This is a genomic window from Salmonella sp. 32070601201500089SM (genome assembly GCF_017573605.1).
GTDB classification, from domain to species: domain Bacteria; phylum Pseudomonadota; class Gammaproteobacteria; order Enterobacterales; family Enterobacteriaceae; genus Salmonella; species Salmonella enterica.
The window spans coordinates 559,055-574,147 of record NZ_JAGETK010000001.1; the positions used below are offsets into that span (position 1 = coordinate 559,055).

The 15,093-nt window shown below is 46.4% G+C and carries 14 protein-coding genes and 1 pseudogene; 11 read left to right on the forward strand and 4 right to left on the reverse strand.

Translation table 11 applies throughout. The annotated features are described in order from the left end of the window. Nucleotides 1–48: 48 nt before the first annotated feature. The 3 genes from ttrS to fumD all read left to right on the forward strand — a co-directional run bounded on the left by ttrS (nucleotide 49) and on the right by fumD (nucleotide 2,732). Nucleotides 49–1,827: a tetrathionate respiration histidine kinase TtrS gene (gene ttrS / locus J4728_RS02735; RefSeq protein ID WP_208211088.1), complete on the forward strand. Its 1,779-nt coding sequence runs from the start codon at nucleotides 49–51 to the stop codon at nucleotides 1,825–1,827. After that, the gene (gene ttrR, locus J4728_RS02740; protein ID WP_000190927.1) at nucleotides 1,802–2,422 is read left to right on the forward strand and encodes a tetrathionate respiration response regulator TtrR; all 621 of its coding nucleotides are present in this window, start codon (nucleotides 1,802–1,804) and stop codon (nucleotides 2,420–2,422) included. The genes ttrS and ttrR overlap by 26 nt, the downstream gene beginning before the upstream one ends. 97 nt (nucleotides 2,423–2,519) lie before the next feature. Continuing rightward, entirely contained in the window at nucleotides 2,520–2,732 is a 213-nt protein-coding gene (gene fumD, locus J4728_RS02745; RefSeq protein WP_000165779.1) for a fumarate hydratase FumD, read from the forward strand. A gap of 95 nt (nucleotides 2,733–2,827) precedes the next feature. Here the strand turns inward: fumD and mlrB are convergent, their stop codons facing one another. From mlrB to J4728_RS02770, 4 genes and pseudogenes are all read right to left on the reverse strand, one after another. Beyond that, complete coding sequence (gene mlrB / locus J4728_RS02750; protein ID WP_001060732.1) at nucleotides 2,828–3,787, reverse strand: transcriptional regulator MlrB; 960 nt, start codon at nucleotides 3,785–3,787, stop codon at nucleotides 2,828–2,830. Between the two features lie 171 nt (nucleotides 3,788–3,958). Further along, a pseudogene (locus tag J4728_RS23790) lies at nucleotides 3,959–4,687 on the reverse strand (MerR family transcriptional regulator). A 178-nt stretch (nucleotides 4,688–4,865) separates the two neighbouring features. Then, nucleotides 4,866–5,504 (reverse strand): two component system response regulator, encoded by a 639-nt coding sequence (locus J4728_RS02765; RefSeq protein WP_000666335.1) that lies wholly within the window; start codon nucleotides 5,502–5,504, stop codon nucleotides 4,866–4,868. A gap of 30 nt (nucleotides 5,505–5,534) precedes the next feature. After that, the gene (locus J4728_RS02770; protein WP_208211094.1) at nucleotides 5,535–8,297 is read right to left on the reverse strand and encodes a two component system sensor kinase; all 2,763 of its coding nucleotides are present in this window, start codon (nucleotides 8,295–8,297) and stop codon (nucleotides 5,535–5,537) included. Nucleotides 8,298–8,715: 418 nt separating this feature from the next. Here J4728_RS02770 and spiC point away from each other — a divergent pair, with 418 nt between their 5' ends. The 8 genes from spiC to sseC all read left to right on the forward strand — a co-directional run bounded on the left by spiC (nucleotide 8,716) and on the right by sseC (nucleotide 15,089). Next, a complete protein-coding gene (spiC, locus tag J4728_RS02775) occupies nucleotides 8,716–9,099 on the forward strand; it encodes an SPI-2 type III secretion system protein SpiC (RefSeq protein ID WP_000881668.1) in 384 nt (127 codons plus the stop codon). Between the two features lies 1 nt (nucleotide 9,100). Beyond that, nucleotides 9,101–10,594, forward strand: a complete 1,494-nt coding sequence (gene spiA / locus J4728_RS02780) for an SPI-2 type III secretion system protein SpiA (RefSeq protein ID WP_000261279.1) — start codon at nucleotides 9,101–9,103, stop codon at nucleotides 10,592–10,594. Continuing rightward, a complete protein-coding gene (gene ssaD / locus J4728_RS02785) occupies nucleotides 10,575–11,786 on the forward strand; it encodes a SctD family type III secretion system inner membrane ring subunit SsaD (RefSeq protein WP_000323791.1) in 1,212 nt (403 codons plus the stop codon). Before spiA ends, ssaD begins: the two co-directional genes overlap by 20 nt. 7 nt (nucleotides 11,787–11,793) lie before the next feature. Beyond that, on the forward strand, nucleotides 11,794–12,036 hold the full coding sequence (gene ssaE / locus J4728_RS02790) for a YscE family type III secretion system co-chaperone SsaE (protein ID WP_000210202.1): 243 nt from the start codon (nucleotides 11,794–11,796) through the stop codon (nucleotides 12,034–12,036). A 202-nt stretch (nucleotides 12,037–12,238) separates the two neighbouring features. Then, nucleotides 12,239–12,565, forward strand: a complete 327-nt coding sequence (gene sseA / locus J4728_RS02795; protein WP_000972855.1) for an SPI-2 type III secretion system chaperone SseA — start codon at nucleotides 12,239–12,241, stop codon at nucleotides 12,563–12,565. Nucleotides 12,566–12,571: 6 nt separating this feature from the next. After that, on the forward strand, nucleotides 12,572–13,162 hold the full coding sequence (gene sseB / locus J4728_RS02800; protein WP_000094422.1) for an SPI-2 type III secretion system translocon protein SseB: 591 nt from the start codon (nucleotides 12,572–12,574) through the stop codon (nucleotides 13,160–13,162). Further along, a complete protein-coding gene (gene sscA / locus J4728_RS02805) occupies nucleotides 13,159–13,632 on the forward strand; it encodes a SycD/LcrH family type III secretion system chaperone SscA (protein WP_000711024.1) in 474 nt (157 codons plus the stop codon). The genes sseB and sscA overlap by 4 nt, the downstream gene beginning before the upstream one ends. A 2-nt stretch (nucleotides 13,633–13,634) precedes the next feature. Continuing rightward, on the forward strand, nucleotides 13,635–15,089 hold the full coding sequence (gene sseC, locus J4728_RS02810) for an SPI-2 type III secretion system translocon protein SseC (RefSeq protein WP_001079746.1): 1,455 nt from the start codon (nucleotides 13,635–13,637) through the stop codon (nucleotides 15,087–15,089). The last annotated feature ends 4 nt before the right edge of the window (nucleotides 15,090–15,093 follow it).

The window sequence follows — 15,093 nt, forward strand, 5'->3', positions numbered from 1 at the left end:
CCCGGCTTGTTGTTGATCTAAAACAACATAATTGACAGGGATATTAGGGTGAGAGGTAAAACCGTAAGGCGCCTGGCAGTGTTGGCGGCAGTAGGGCTACTTTGTCATGGCGTGTGGGCAGGGACGTGGAATATCGGTATTTTGGCCATGCGCGGCGAGGCGTCTACGCGTAGCCACTGGCAACCGTTGGCAAAGACATTAAGCCAACAGCTTCCAGGCGAAACCTTTCACATCCAGCCGCTGGATCTGCATCAAATGCAGGAGGCCGTTAACCAGGGAACCGTGCAGTTTGTGATAACCAACCCGGCGCAATTTGTCCAACTGAACAGCCATGCGCCGCTGCGCTGGTTAGCTTCCCTGCGTTCCACGCGCGATGGGAAAGCGGTGAGTAATGTTATTGGCAGCGTGATTTTGACCCGGCGCGATAGCGGCATCACCACGGCGCATGATCTCATCGGTAAGACCGTCGGCGCGATTGATGCTCAGGCGTTTGGCGGCTATTTATTAGGCTATAAAGCGCTCAGCGACGCGGGCTTACGCCCGGAGCGCGATTTTCATCTTCGTTTTACCGGATTTCCTGGCGATGCCTTAATCTATATGCTGCGCGAAAAAGCGGTGCAGGCGGCAATTGTGCCAGTGTGCCTGTTAGAAAATATGGATCAGGAAGGATTGATTAATAAAAAGGACTTTATCGCGCTGCTTTCCCGACCGACGCCCCTGCCTTGCTTAACCAGTACGCCGTTATATCCTGACTGGTCGTTCGCGGCGCTACCTGCGGTAAGCGATGCGCTGGCGGATCGCGTAACGCGAGCGCTATTCAACGCGCCCGCCGCCGCGTCATTTCACTGGGGCGCGCCAGCGTCGACCAGTCAGGTGGAAGCGTTGCTGCGTGATGTTCGTCAGCACCCTCAGCAGCGTCGACTGTGGCTGGATGTCAAAAGTTGGTTAATCCAGCACCAGCTAATGGTCGGCGGCGTGATTTTGGCGTTCCTGTTGCTCACGCTCAATTATATTTGGGTCATGCTGCTGGTGCGTCGACGTGGAAAGCAACTGGAACGTAATAGCGTAGTTCTTCATCAGCATGAGCGGGCGCTGGAAACCGCCCGGCAAATGAGCGTGTTGGGTGAAATGACCTCCGGGTTTGCCCATGAGCTTAATCAGCCGCTTTCCGCGATTCGACATTATGCCCAGGGGTGCCTGATTCGACTGCGCGCTGCAGATGAACAGCATCCCTTGCTGCCGGCGCTGGAGCAGATTGACCAGCAGGCGCAACGCGGTGCGGATACTCTGCGTAACCTGCGTCACTGGGTCAGCCAGGCGCAGGGCAACCCGGTGCTAACCGAAGCGTGGAAGGCCATAGCCATTCGCGAGGCGATTGATCATGTCTGGCAATTGTTGCGTATGGCGCAACAGTTTCCGACAGTGACTCTGCATACCGAGGTTAGCGCTGCGCTGCGCGTAACGCTGCCGTCAGTGCTGCTGGAACAGGTGCTGGCGAATATCATTCTTAATGCGGCTCAGGCGGGCGCCACCCATTTATGGGTCGTTGCTGAACGCACTGAAAACGGCATCAGTATCGCTTTACAGGATAACGCCGGGGGAATCGATGAGGCGCTATTACGTCAGGCGTTTCAGCCGTTTATGACCACCCGCAAAGAGGGGATGGGCTTAGGGTTGGCGATTTGCCAGCGGCTGGTGCGGTATGGGCGGGGCGATATCAGTATCAGGAACCAGACCGCGCCGGACGGTCTGTCGGGAACGGTGGTCACGATACATTTCTTACATGAAAATGGGGGCAGGGATGGCGACAATTCATCTACTGGATGATGATACGGCGGTCACTAACGCGTGCGCGTTTTTACTGGAAAGTCTGGGATATGACGTAAAATGCTGGACGCAGGGGGCGGATTTTTTGGCGCAGGCCAGTCTGTATCAGGCCGGGGTCGTATTACTGGATATGCGAATGCCGGTACTGGATGGGCAGGGCGTTCATGATGCGTTGCGCCAGTGCGGAAGTACCCTGGCGGTTGTTTTTCTTACCGGGCATGGCGATGTACCGATGGCCGTGGAGCAGATGAAACGCGGCGCCGTCGATTTTCTGCAAAAACCGGTATCGGTAAAACCGCTACAGGCGGCGCTGGAGCGTGCGCTGACGGTTTCATCGGCAGCGGTGGCGCGTCGTGAGATTATACTGTGTTACCAGCAGTTGACGCCGAAAGAGCGTGAGCTGGCCAGCCTGGTGGCAAAAGGATTTATGAACCGTGAAATTGCGGAAGCGATGAATATCGCGGTGCGTACCGTAGAGGTGCACCGCGCCAGAGTCATGGAAAAAATGCAGGCCGGTAGCCTGGCGGAACTGATTAGGCGTTTCGAAAAAATGGCCTCGCCAGAGACCAGAATACGAACAACGTATGAGCCATGAATAATAAACTGCGTTATTTCTTTGATTTGCATCAAATTTTGTTTAATTGAGAAGACTGTTATATTCTGTTGGTTTGAGCTGGCGACGAGTAAAACGTATGACAAAACCGACAAAAGATGACGAACTGTACCGCGAGATGTGCCGGGTGGTGGGCAAGGTCGTGCTGGAAATGCGCGATCTGGGGCAGGAGCCTAAATATATTGTTATTGCGGGCGTGTTAAGAACCGCGCTGGCGAATCAACGCATCCAACGTAGCGCGTTAGAAAAACAGGCGATGGAAACCGTGATTAACGCTCTGGCGCGGTCATAGCCGCTATCAGGGTGGCAATAACGAAATCGCCTTTGAATTGTCGCGATTGTCACCATGGCGGGCGGGTTACCCGCCGTTAGCGATGCGCAGGGTTATCAGGTGATGGCTAAGCGCAGCCCTAATGTATCAGGGTACGGCTCAAAATAATTCTGGCTGCGTAGATAGTCATCCGGATGTTCCGCCAGATAGTGCTTCAGCAGCGTTAACGGTGCCAGGATAGGTAGTCGGCCCGCCCGGTAGCCGAGAATCACCTCGCGTAATTCCGCGCGTTGCCTGCTGTTCAACGCGCGGTGAAAATAGCCCTGGATATGCATCAGCACATTGGTGTGATTTTTACGTGAAGCGGGGTGGCGCAGGATAGCCATCAGTTTTTCTCTGTATCGGACAAAGAAGGCATCCAGATCGTCCCACTCATGCAGACGCGCGACGAAAGGGCCAATTTCGCGGTAGCCGGCCTGGTGGTGGGCGAGAAGCTGAAGTTTGTATCGGCTATGAAACGCGAGCAAACTGTGACGACTCAAGCCCTGCGCGCGTAGCGCATTTAATTCATGTAGCGCGAAGATACGTGCGATGAAATTCTCGCGTAGTACCGGATCGTGCAGGCGACCATCTTCCTCTATCGGCAGCCAGGGATATTTGTCCATCATCGCGGCGGTAAACAGCCCCGTGCCAGCTTTGCGGCCCCTGTTACCCTTTTCATCATACAGGCGAACGCGCTCCATTCCGCAACTGGGCGATTTTGCACACACAATAAACCCCGCCAGTTCGCCTATTGTTGGCAGAAACCGATCGGCAAAGGCATTCATTCGCTCGGTGACGTCATCGTGCGGGGCATGGCTATAGCGCATCCGAATGTCGCCACAGGTCGTCTGGATAAGACGCAGCGCAGGGCGAGGCACGGGCAGGCCGATCGCCACCTCCGGGCAGATCGGTTTGTAGTCCACCCACGGCGCCAGAGAGTTCATGACAAAATCCATACGCTTATGTCCGCCATCAAAGCGTACCGTGGCGCCAGTCAGACATCCGCTAATGCCGACTACGGGTTTGTTATTCATGATTCCCCCCTATTGAAAGTACGACGACTGACGCCAATGGCGCAAAATGTTATCTCACGCTTATTTAAAACTTACACAACTTTGTTTTTTTGTCTAAGTTTTCGCGGAGATTTTTTTGACGTAGTTAAATATCAATAAGATAGAATGAAGGGAAGAAATCTATTTCAGCGCTTATAGCGTGATAACCTCCAGCGAAGCGACCACGTTGCGCCACTGGGCAAGCTGTTTTTTCTGCCCGGCAGTGAGCTTTCCGGTGGTCACCAGGAACCATTTTCTCTGGGCGAACAGCTCGGGCGCCAGCGCGGCTGGTGGAGAGGGAAGCACATTGAGCCGCAGCTCTTGTCCGGTACGAGTCAACGCTTCCAGCCAGATTTCACAGTGATCCGAGAGATGCCATCCGCTAATAAAGGCATTGTTGCCAGGCGCTTTTCTGTCGCCTTCAAGGCAAAAAGAGGTGTAAGCAATAATGATGCCATCCAGTATTTCGCGCAGCGTCATCACGGCGGGAAGGTGCGCGGACACTTTGCTGCGCAACGGACGCAATAAATGGGTCACCAGTTCTGCGCGAGGATATTCCCGGCCACAGTCATAAATCAACTGCCGCAGCGCGTCAATTCGCCCTTCGTGGAGATGTTGGAGCATCGTCTCCTAGATCGTTATCCAGTTATCGCCCAGGCGAATGACCGGACGCGACAGTAAGGGTTTGACCTGGCTTATCGGTACGCCTTTTCTCACCCAGTCGAGGATGCTAAGCGCTTGTCGAATATCGTCATCGCTGTATAAGCGATGCCCGCCATCAGTACGCTGCGGTTTCAATAAACCATAGCGTCGCTGCCATGCCCTTAGCGTGGCGGCATTGATACCGCATAGTCTGGCAAATTCGCCTATAGAATACGACATGGTAAAGCCCGTTAAATAAGGGGATTCTACTATATCATGATCAAATGAAGACTAAGGTAGTGATAAATGGTGCGGCATACCAGGGCATCCGTATGGATTTTGTCGATGATGAGCAATACTGCGTGGCGTAAGGCTCATCAAAATATGACCAATGCTTAATACCATCGGACGCCCCTGGTTAATACTCTATTAACCTCATTCTTCGGGCACAGTTAAGTAACTCTGTCACTTTATGAACCTGTAGCTTTCTCATCATATTCATCCGGTGTGTTTCGACGGTTTTTATACTGATATGTAGCTTTTCGCTGATCCCATGATTGGTATACCCCTCGTCAATAAGTTTAAGAACCTGACGCTCGCGCAAAGTAAGCAGTTGATGATTGGTCGTGTCAGCGTTTAATTCAGCCAGGATAGCTTCCCGATTCAACGTTGGGTCAATGTAACGCTTGTTTACTGCTACTGTTTGCAATGCCGCTAACAGAACTTGCTGACTACTGCTTTTTAAAACATAGCCATTAGCACCTGCGGCTAAAGTTTTAATGGTCATATACTCTTGTTGGTATGCTGTGTAAACCAGAATATTCATTGCTGGCCAACGCTGATGTAATTGAGGAATGATATCCAGGCCATTGATGCCAGGTAAGCTAAGATCAAGGATAAGTATGTCAGGCTCGTATGCGCAACAGGCATTATAAACCTCAAGACCATTTTTAACATGCTCTACAATTTTAAAATGAGGCCAGGGTAATAAGGCATTCATAATGCCGTTAATGATGATTTCATGATCGTCTACTAATAAGATCTTATATTCTTTCATTTTGCTGCCCTCGCGAAAATTAAGATAATATTAAGTAATGGTGTAGTTTTTGAAGATCATACGTATTTTCTGGCGTAAGTCGGTTAGTTCCTCCAGCGCGATGATTTTCCCCATTTTTACGCGATTCTCAATGTCTATGACATAGCATACCAATTCAGTCTGCCCTATTTGACCTAAACAGCCTTTTAATGTGTGAATTAACTGATCGATTTTTTGTCCAGCCGATACGGCATTTTCAATATCAGCCAGCAAGAGGTCCAGTGATTGGAAAATCTTGCTATTAATGACCATATCATCTGTCGCCAGTAGCGCTGAGCAGCGACTTGGATCCTGCTCCTGTAGCTCTATATTTCGTAAAAGTTGGTATTCTGCGGCAATACTGATATAGCGAGCTAAGGTAGCCAATGTCACTGGTTTGGTAATGTAATGATGAATCCCATTTTTTTTACAACGATGAATATCTTCTGTCGCTACGCTAGCGGATAGCGCCACAAACATGCAGTCAGGATCTAAATTATTCGGCTCATCATGCCATAATTGTACACATTCAATACCATCTATTTCTGGCATTCTAATGTCAATCAGTACTAAATCGAATCGCTGCTGTTGTGATAAAGTCAGAGCCTCGTTACTACTGGCGGCAATAGTGACGTGTTGTCCCAGGCTGACAAGCATTTTGCTGATGATATCCCGATTAATATCGGCATCATCAACCAAAAGAATCTGCAACTGCCAGGGAGGTAACAAATTATTTATTACTGGTATATTTGGTGTACACAATATTAACTGTTGCGCCAGGTCGTAGAGTTTTCCGGGGAAATACAAAAGCTCTGCGTTGAGAAGCGCATTTTGCTGGTGGGGTGGTTCGCCGCGTATTCCCCAGCAAGCCAGTTGCCGATGCAGGCAGAACGGCGCTGATAGTGTCCCTTTAATTGGTTGAGGCGGCTGGTATTCTTGTAAGGGTAATACTAGCGAGACACAGGTTCCAACCCCGGGGACACTTTTTAGTGTCAGATTACCGCCCATCATTTTAGCCAGGCTTGACGCAATAGTCAGTCCAATTCCTGTACCTTGCGAATTTGTGTCTGCTTGATAAAAAGCAGTAAAGATTTGAGACTGCTGCTGTATTTCAATCCCTTTACCGCTATCGCTAACCAGAAATATTAATTGTTCCTCATGACGCTTGACCGTCAGACGTATCCCTCCGGTTTCAATAAATTTTACCGCATTCCCGAGTAAATTAACCAAAATTTGCCGTAAACGGATACTGTCGGTATGAAAATAGAGAGGGACATGTTGACCGACAAAAGTACGTAATGACAGTTTTTTGCTTTGCGCTGGCCCCTGGATGGTTTGCATTGCCTGGTCCAGTAACGGCAGTAACGCTGTTTCTTCCATATGTAATGTGAAATGACCAGACTCGATGCGTGAAAAATCCAGCAGATTATTAATAATAGCTAACAAAGACAGTGTACAATTCCTGGCGGTATCAGCTAATCCTTGTTGCTCTATGTTTAAAGGGGTGGTTTGTAATAATTCAATTGCACCGAGTACGCCATTCATCGGAGTACGTAACTCATGACTTATTACCGTAAGATGAATGCTTTTACGTTTGTTAGCTCGCTCAGCGCGTTTTTTTGCTTCATTTAGCGCCTGGGTGCGCTCTGCGACTTTGTTTTCCAGATTGTCGTATTGGACTTGTAGAGTATCAAGCAGTTGGTTAAAAGCACCGGCAATACTATCTAATTCATCCAGTCGTTGTGCTGGTAAACGTGTGCTCAGCGGTGCAGTTGCGGTTTTATTAATGACATCGACAAAACGCCATAACGGTTTGGCCAGTGAGCGATGTAGTAACCAGCAAAAAGCCGACGTCATCAACACCAATGCTGTTAATGTAAAGGGGATTTGTTGAAGGATAATTTTTAAGATGCGATTATGTAGATTACCGTATGGGTACAGCGTAACCAGACTCCATCCGGGGCCATGCAAGGTTGTGCGTAATATCAGAAATCCGGGAATTTGCTGCCATCCATCATGCAGCGTTACATTTTCTAACTGTGTACGTATTTTTTGCGGGATGTATGAAAACGGCAATAAGTGGTTGTTTTGATCCAGCCATACTCGAATACTATCATCTAATGGCAGGTGGCTCTTAGTAATGAGATCGGGAAGTTTAACCTTCACCCCAAAAAATACGCCTTGCTGATCGGCAACCGCAACGGAAGCGTGCCATCCTTTGCCGTTTATGTATTCTGGTTCACTCCAGTAAAACCCGGCATGGGTTGGGTATAAAGGAAAGCTTTTTCGCGTTAAAGGCTGTAGAGTTGAATAATCTGAAGGGTTATCAGTAGATAATAACGAAATCTCATTTTTATGATTAAGAATAAAACTATCGCGACGAAAGCTATTTTCATCGATATCAGAGGACTGCAGAAAGAGACGGTGCTTCTCTCCGTTTAGCGTCGGCGTGCAATTTGAAGGACCGACAGATAGATGCCGGCTCACCTCAGGGAAAATATCGTTATGATGAATCTCAGTCGCTAATGAGCATTGATACATTAAATTTTTAGCGTCACGTTCAGCTTCTTCAAACCGTTGATTGCTTAGTACAATATTCATCTCGGATAGAACGGATAAATCCTCTATTATATGCTGCCGTTTCTGAACCATTGATATATAAGCTGCGGTAAGTACAGATAGCAGCCAAATAATTATTGTTGTTAATAAAAATAAAAAAGTTAGCCTGATTACTAAAGATGTTTGCAGCGTATTCTTGAGATTGAGCAAATTCATAATGCTTCCCTCCAGTTGCCTGTTGCAAAATCTTTGGCACTTGATCACTATCGCAGTACATATAGTTTCATCAGAAGATTAATCGATGGTGTTATCATTAGGAAGATAAATTTCTTCATATATAACCCAGTCGATGACTACAATTACTTTTTAATAAGATGGCGATGTAAAAACATCGTAACAGTTTATTTAATAAATAATTTTTCAAATTGTAAGTTTTTATGTCAATGCTGAAAATGTAATTGTGAATTTATCGGAAAATCCGAATGATAGAATCGCCTGTGACAAGGTATATGTAGACAGCATCCTGATATTGTACAAGAAAAGTATAGTCGAAATAAATGTGAATCAGGCTTTTTACGGATGTGGTTGTGAGCGAATTTGATAGAAACTCCCATTTAGGTCTGAGGAGGGATTCATGCTGGCAGTTTTAAAAGGCATTCCATTAATTCAGGATATCAAGGCCGAAGGTAATAGCCGATCCTGGATAATGACTATTGATGGGCATCCTGCCAGAGGAGAAATTTTCTCAGAAGCATTTTCTATTTCTTTGTTCTTAAATGACCTGGAAAGCTTACCTAAGCCTTGTCTTGCCTATGTGACACTACTGCTTGCAGCACACCCGGACGTCCATGATTATGCTATACAGCTCACAGCGGATGGGGGATGGTTAAACGGTTATTATACCACAAGTAGTAGCTCTGAGCTTATTGCTATTGAGATAGAAAAACACCTGGCTTTAACTTGCATTTTAAAAAATGTAATACGCAATCACCATAAACTTTATTCGGGTGGGGTATAAAATGGTAGTAAATAAACGTTTAATCTTAATTTTACTATTTATACTCAATACAGCAAAGAGTGATGAGTTATCATGGAAAGGTAATGACTTCACCCTTTATGCCAGACAAATGCCATTAGCAGAGGTTTTACATCTGCTCTCAGAGAACTATGATACGGCTATTACTATTAGCCCATTGATAACAGCTACATTTAGTGGAAAAATTCCGCCTGGACCACCGGTCGATATTTTGAATAACCTGGCAGCACAATATGATTTGCTTACCTGGTTTGATGGCAGCATGTTATATGTATATCCTGCATCGTTATTAAAACATCAGGTTATCACTTTCAATATTTTATCTACTGGACGGTTCATTCATTACTTACGCAGCCAGAATATCCTTTCATCACCGGGATGCGAGGTTAAAGAAATTACCGGTACCAAAGCTGTGGAGGTGAGCGGTGTTCCCAGCTGCCTGACTCGTATTAGTCAATTAGCTTCAGTGCTGGATAATGCGTTAATCAAACGAAAAGACAGTGCGGTGAGTGTAAGTATATACACGCTTAAGTATGCCACTGCGATGGATACCCAATACCAATATCGCGATCAGTCCGTCGTGGTTCCAGGGGTCGTGAGTGTATTGCGTGAGATGAGTAAAACCAGCGTACCGGCGTCATCGACGAACAATGGTTCACCCGCTACACAGGCATTGCCCATGTTTGCTGCCGACCCACGCCAGAATGCAGTGATCGTTCGTGATTATGCGGCCAATATGGCCGGGTATCGGAAACTTATCACAGAATTAGATCAACGCCAGCAGATGATAGAGATTTCGGTGAAAATTATCGATGTTAATGCTGGAGATATTAACCAGTTAGGCATCGACTGGGGAACGGCAGTGTCGCTGGGTGGCAAGAAAATTGCGTTCAATACAGGTTTGAATGACGGTGGTGCTAGCGGTTTTTCAACGGTAATCAGCGATACCTCAAACTTTATGGTGCGTTTGAATGCCCTGGAAAAAAGCTCTCAGGCTTATGTACTTTCCCAGCCATCTGTGGTGACTTTAAATAATATCCAGGCTGTGCTGGATAAAAATATTACTTTCTATACCAAACTGCAGGGAGAAAAAGTGGCTAAACTTGAATCCATCACTACGGGTTCTTTGTTGCGCGTTACACCTCGCTTGTTAAATGATAATGGCACGCAAAAAATAATGCTTAATCTTAATATTCAGGATGGACAACAAAGTGATACGCAAAGCGAAACAGACCCGCTGCCCGAAGTGCAAAATTCTGAAATTGCTTCGCAGGCCACATTATTGGCCGGGCAAAGTCTATTGCTGGGAGGATTTAAACAAGGTAAACAAATCCACTCGCAAAATAAAATTCCTTTATTGGGCGATATTCCTGTCGTAGGTCATTTGTTTCGCAATGATACGACTCAAGTGCATAGTGTAATCAGGCTTTTTTTGATTAAAGCCTCAGTAGTAAATAATGGCATATCTCATGGTTAATCCAAAGAGCTCCTGGAAAATACGTTTTTTAGGTCACGTTTTACAAGGCCGGGAAGTATGGCTGAATGAAGGTAACCTGTCACTGGGGGAGAAAGGATGCGATATTTGTATTCCGCTTACTATAAATGAAAAAATTATTCTGAGAGAACAGGCAGATAATTTATTTGTTGATGCCGGGAAAGCCAGAGTTAGAGTTAATGGCCGCAGATTTAATCCAAATAAGCCGCTACCATCCAGTGGGGTTTTGCAGGTTGCGGGAGTGGCTATCGCGTTTGGTAAACAGGATTGTGAACTTGCTGATTATCAAATACCCGTTTCCAGATCAGGCTACTGGTGGTTGGCTGGCGTATTCTTGATTTTTATCGGTGGAATGGGGGTCCTGTTAAGTATTAGTGGTCAGCCTGAAACGGTAAATGACTTACCTTTGCGGGTTAAGTTTTTATTAGACAAAAGCAATATTCATTATGTGCGGGCGCAATGGAAAGAAGATGGCAGCCTGCAGTTGTCCGGTTATTGCTCGTCAAGCGAACAGATGCAAAAGGTGAGAGCGACTCTCGAATCATGGGGGGTCATGTATCGGGATGGTGTAATCTGTGATGACTTATTGGTACGAGAAGTGCAGGATGTTTTGATAAAAATGGGTTACCCGCATGCTGAAGTATCCAGCGAAGGGCCGGGGAGCGTGTTAATTCATGATGATATACAAATGGATCAGCAATGGCGTAAGGTTCAACCATTACTTGCAGATATTCCCGGGTTATTGCACTGGCAGATTAGTCACTCTCATCAGTCTCAGGGGGATGATATTATTTCTGCGATAATAGAGAACGGTTTAGTGGGGCTTGTCAATGTTACGCCAATGCGGCGCTCTTTTGTTATCAGTGGTGTACTGGATGAATCTCATCAACGCATTTTGCAAGAAACGTTAGCAGCATTAAAGAAAAAGGATCCCGCTCTTTCTTTAATTTATCAGGATATTGCGCCTTCCCATGATGAAAGCAAGTATCTGCCTGCGCCAGTGGCTGGCTTTGTACAGAGTCGCCATGGTAATTACTTATTACTGACGAATAAAGAGCGTTTACGTGTAGGGGCATTGTTACCCAATGGGGGAGAAATTGTCCATCTGAGTGCCGATGTGGTAACGATTAAACATTATGATACTTTGATTAACTATCCATTAGATTTTAAGTGAGTGGAAAATGACAACTTTGACCCGGTTAGAAGATTTGCTGCTTCATTCGCGTGAAGAGGCCAAAGGCATAATTTTACAATTAAGGGCTGCCCGGAAACAGTTAGAAGAGAACAACGGCAAGTTACAGGATCCGCAGCAATATCAGCAAAACACCTTATTGCTTGAAGCGATCGAGCAGGCCGAAAATATCATCAACATTATTTATTATCGTTACCATAACAGCGCACTTGTAGTGAGTGAGCAAGAGTAAAGTAAAAATATCTTAGAGCCTATCCCACCAGGCGTTAATTGGCGCAGCCAGTTTGGACACGGATAGCGCGCAAAAACCGCAGCGTACACGTAGTACGTGAGGATTTTGAGCACTGCCCAGGTTCAAAATGGCAAGTAAAATAGCCCTAATGGGATAGGCTCTTAGTTAGCACGTTAATTATCTATCGTGTATATGGAGGGGAATGATGATAAAGAAAAAGGCTGCATTTAGTGAATATCGTGATTTAGAGCAAAGTTACATGCAGCTAAATCACTGTCTTAAAAAATTTCACCAAATCCGGGCTAAGGTGAGTCAACAGCTTGCTGAAAGGGCAGAGAGCCCCAAAAAGAGCAGAGAGACAGAGAGTATTCTTCATAACCTATTTCCACAAGGCGTTGCCGGGGTTAACCAGGAGGCCGAGAAGGATTTAAAGAAAATAGTAAGTTTGTTTAAACAACTTGAAGTACGACTGAAACAACTTAATGCTCAAGCCCCGGTGGAGATACCGTCAGGAAAAACAAAAAGGTAAAGCATAATGTCTTCAGGAAACATCTTATGGGGAAGTCAAAACCCTATTGTGTTTAAAAATAGCTTCGGCGTCAGCAACGCTGATACCGGGAGCCAGGATGACTTATCCCAGCAAAATCCGTTTGCCGAAGGGTATGGTGTTTTGCTTATTCTCCTTATGGTTATTCAGGCTATCGCAAATAATAAATTTATTGAAGTCCAGAAGAACGCTGAACGTGCCAGAAATACCCAGGAAAAGTCAAATGAGATGGATGAGGTGATTGCTAAAGCAGCCAAAGGGGATGCTAAAACCAAAGAGGAGGTGCCTGAGGATGTAATTAAATACATGCGTGATAATGGTATTCTCATCGATGGTATGACCATTGATGATTATATGGCTAAATATGGCGATCATGGGAAGCTGGATAAAGGTGGCCTACAGGCGATCAAAGCGGCTTTGGATAATGACGCCAACCGGAATACCGATCTTATGAGTCAGGGGCAGATAACAATTCAAAAAATGTCTCAGGAGCTTAACGCTGTCCTTACCCAACTGACAGGGCTTATCAGTAAGTGGGGGGAAATTTCCAGTATGATAGCGCAGAAAACGTACTCATGAAAAAAGACCCGACCCTACAACAGGCACATGACACGATGCGGTTTTTCCGGCGTGGCGGCTCGCTGCGTATGTTGTTGGATGACGATGTTACACAGCCGCTTAATACTCTGTATCGCTATGCCATGCAGCTTATGGAGGTAAAAGAGTTCGCCGGCGCAGCGCGACTTTTTCAATTGTTGACGATATATGATGCCTGGTCATTTGACTACTGGTTTAGGTTAGGGGAATGCTGCCAGGCTCAAAAACATTGGGGGGAAGCGATATACGCTTATGGACGCGCGGCACAAATTAAGATTGATGCGCCGCAGGCGCCATGGGCCGCAGCGGAATGCTATCTCGCGTGTGATAACGTCTGTTATGCAATCAAAGCGTTAAAGGCCGTGGTGCGTATTTGCGGCGAGGTCAGTGAACATCAAATTCTCCGACAGCGTGCAGAAAAGATATTACAGCAACTTTCTGACAGGAGCTAAAAATGAATCGAATTCACAGTAATAGCGACAGCGCCGCAGGAGTAACCGCCTTAACACATCATCACTTAAGCAATGTCAGTTGCGTTTCCTCGGGTTCGCTGGGAAAGCGCCAGCATCGTGTGAATTCTACTTTTGGCGATGGCAACGCCGCGTGCCTGTTATCAGGGAAAATTAGTCTTCAGGAGGCAAGCAATGCGTTGAAGCAACTGCTTGATGCCGTACCCGGAAATCATAAGCGTCCATCATTGCCTGACTTTTTGCAGACCAATCCCGCGGTTTTATCAATGTTGATGACGACATTAATACTCAGCGTTTTTGGTAATAACGCTCAATCGTTATGCCAACAGCTTGAGCGGGCAACTGAGGTGCAAAATGCATTACGTGATAAGCAGGTAAAGGAGTATCAGGAGCAGATCCAGAAAGCGATAGAGCAGGAGGATAAAGCGCGTAAAGCGGGCATTTTTGGCGCTATTTTTGACTGGATTACCGGCATATTTGAAACTGTGATTGGCGCCTTAAAAGTTGTGGAGGGTTTTCTGTCCGGTAATCCCGCAGAAATGGCTAGCGGCGTAGCTTATATAGCCGCAGGTTGTGCAGGAATGGTTAAAGCCGGAGCCGAAACGGCAATGATGTGCGGTGCTGACCACGATACCTGTCAGGCAATTATTGACGTGACAAGTAAGATTCAATTTGGTTGTGAAGCCGTCGCGCTGGCACTGGATGTTTTCCAGATTGGCCGTGCTTTTATGGCGACGAGAGGTTTATCTGGCGCAGCTGCAAAAGTGCTTGACTCCGGTTTTGGCGAGGAAGTGGTTGAGCGTATGGTAGGTGCAGGGGAAGCAGAAATAGAGGAGTTGGCTGAAAAGTTTGGCGAAGAAGTGAGCGAAAGTTTTTCCAAACAATTTGAGCCGCTTGAACGTGAAATGGCTATGGCGAATGAGATGGCAGAGGAGGCTGCCGAGTTTTCTCGTAACGTAGAAAATAATATGACGCGAAGCGCGGGAAAAAGCTTTACGAAAGAGGGGGTGAAAGCCATGGCAAAAGAAGCGGCAAAAGAAGCCCTGGAAAAATGTGTGCAAGAAGGTGGAAAGTTCCTGTTAAAAAAATTCCGTAATAAAGTTCTCTTCAATATGTTCAAAAAAATCCTGTATGCCTTACTGAGGGATTGTTCATTTAAAGGCTTACAGGCTATCAGATGTGCAACCGAGGGCGCCAGTCAGATGAATACTGGCATGGTTAACACAGAAAAAGCGAAGATCGAAAAGAAAATAGAGCAATTAATAACTCAGCAACGGTTTCTGGATTTCATAATGCAACAAACAGAAAACCAGAAAAAGATAGAACAAAAACGCTTAGAGGAGCTTTATAAGGGGAGCGGTGCCGCGCTTAGAGATGTATTAGATACCATTGATCACTATAGTAGCGTTCAGGCGAGAATAGCTGGCTATCGCGCTTAATCTG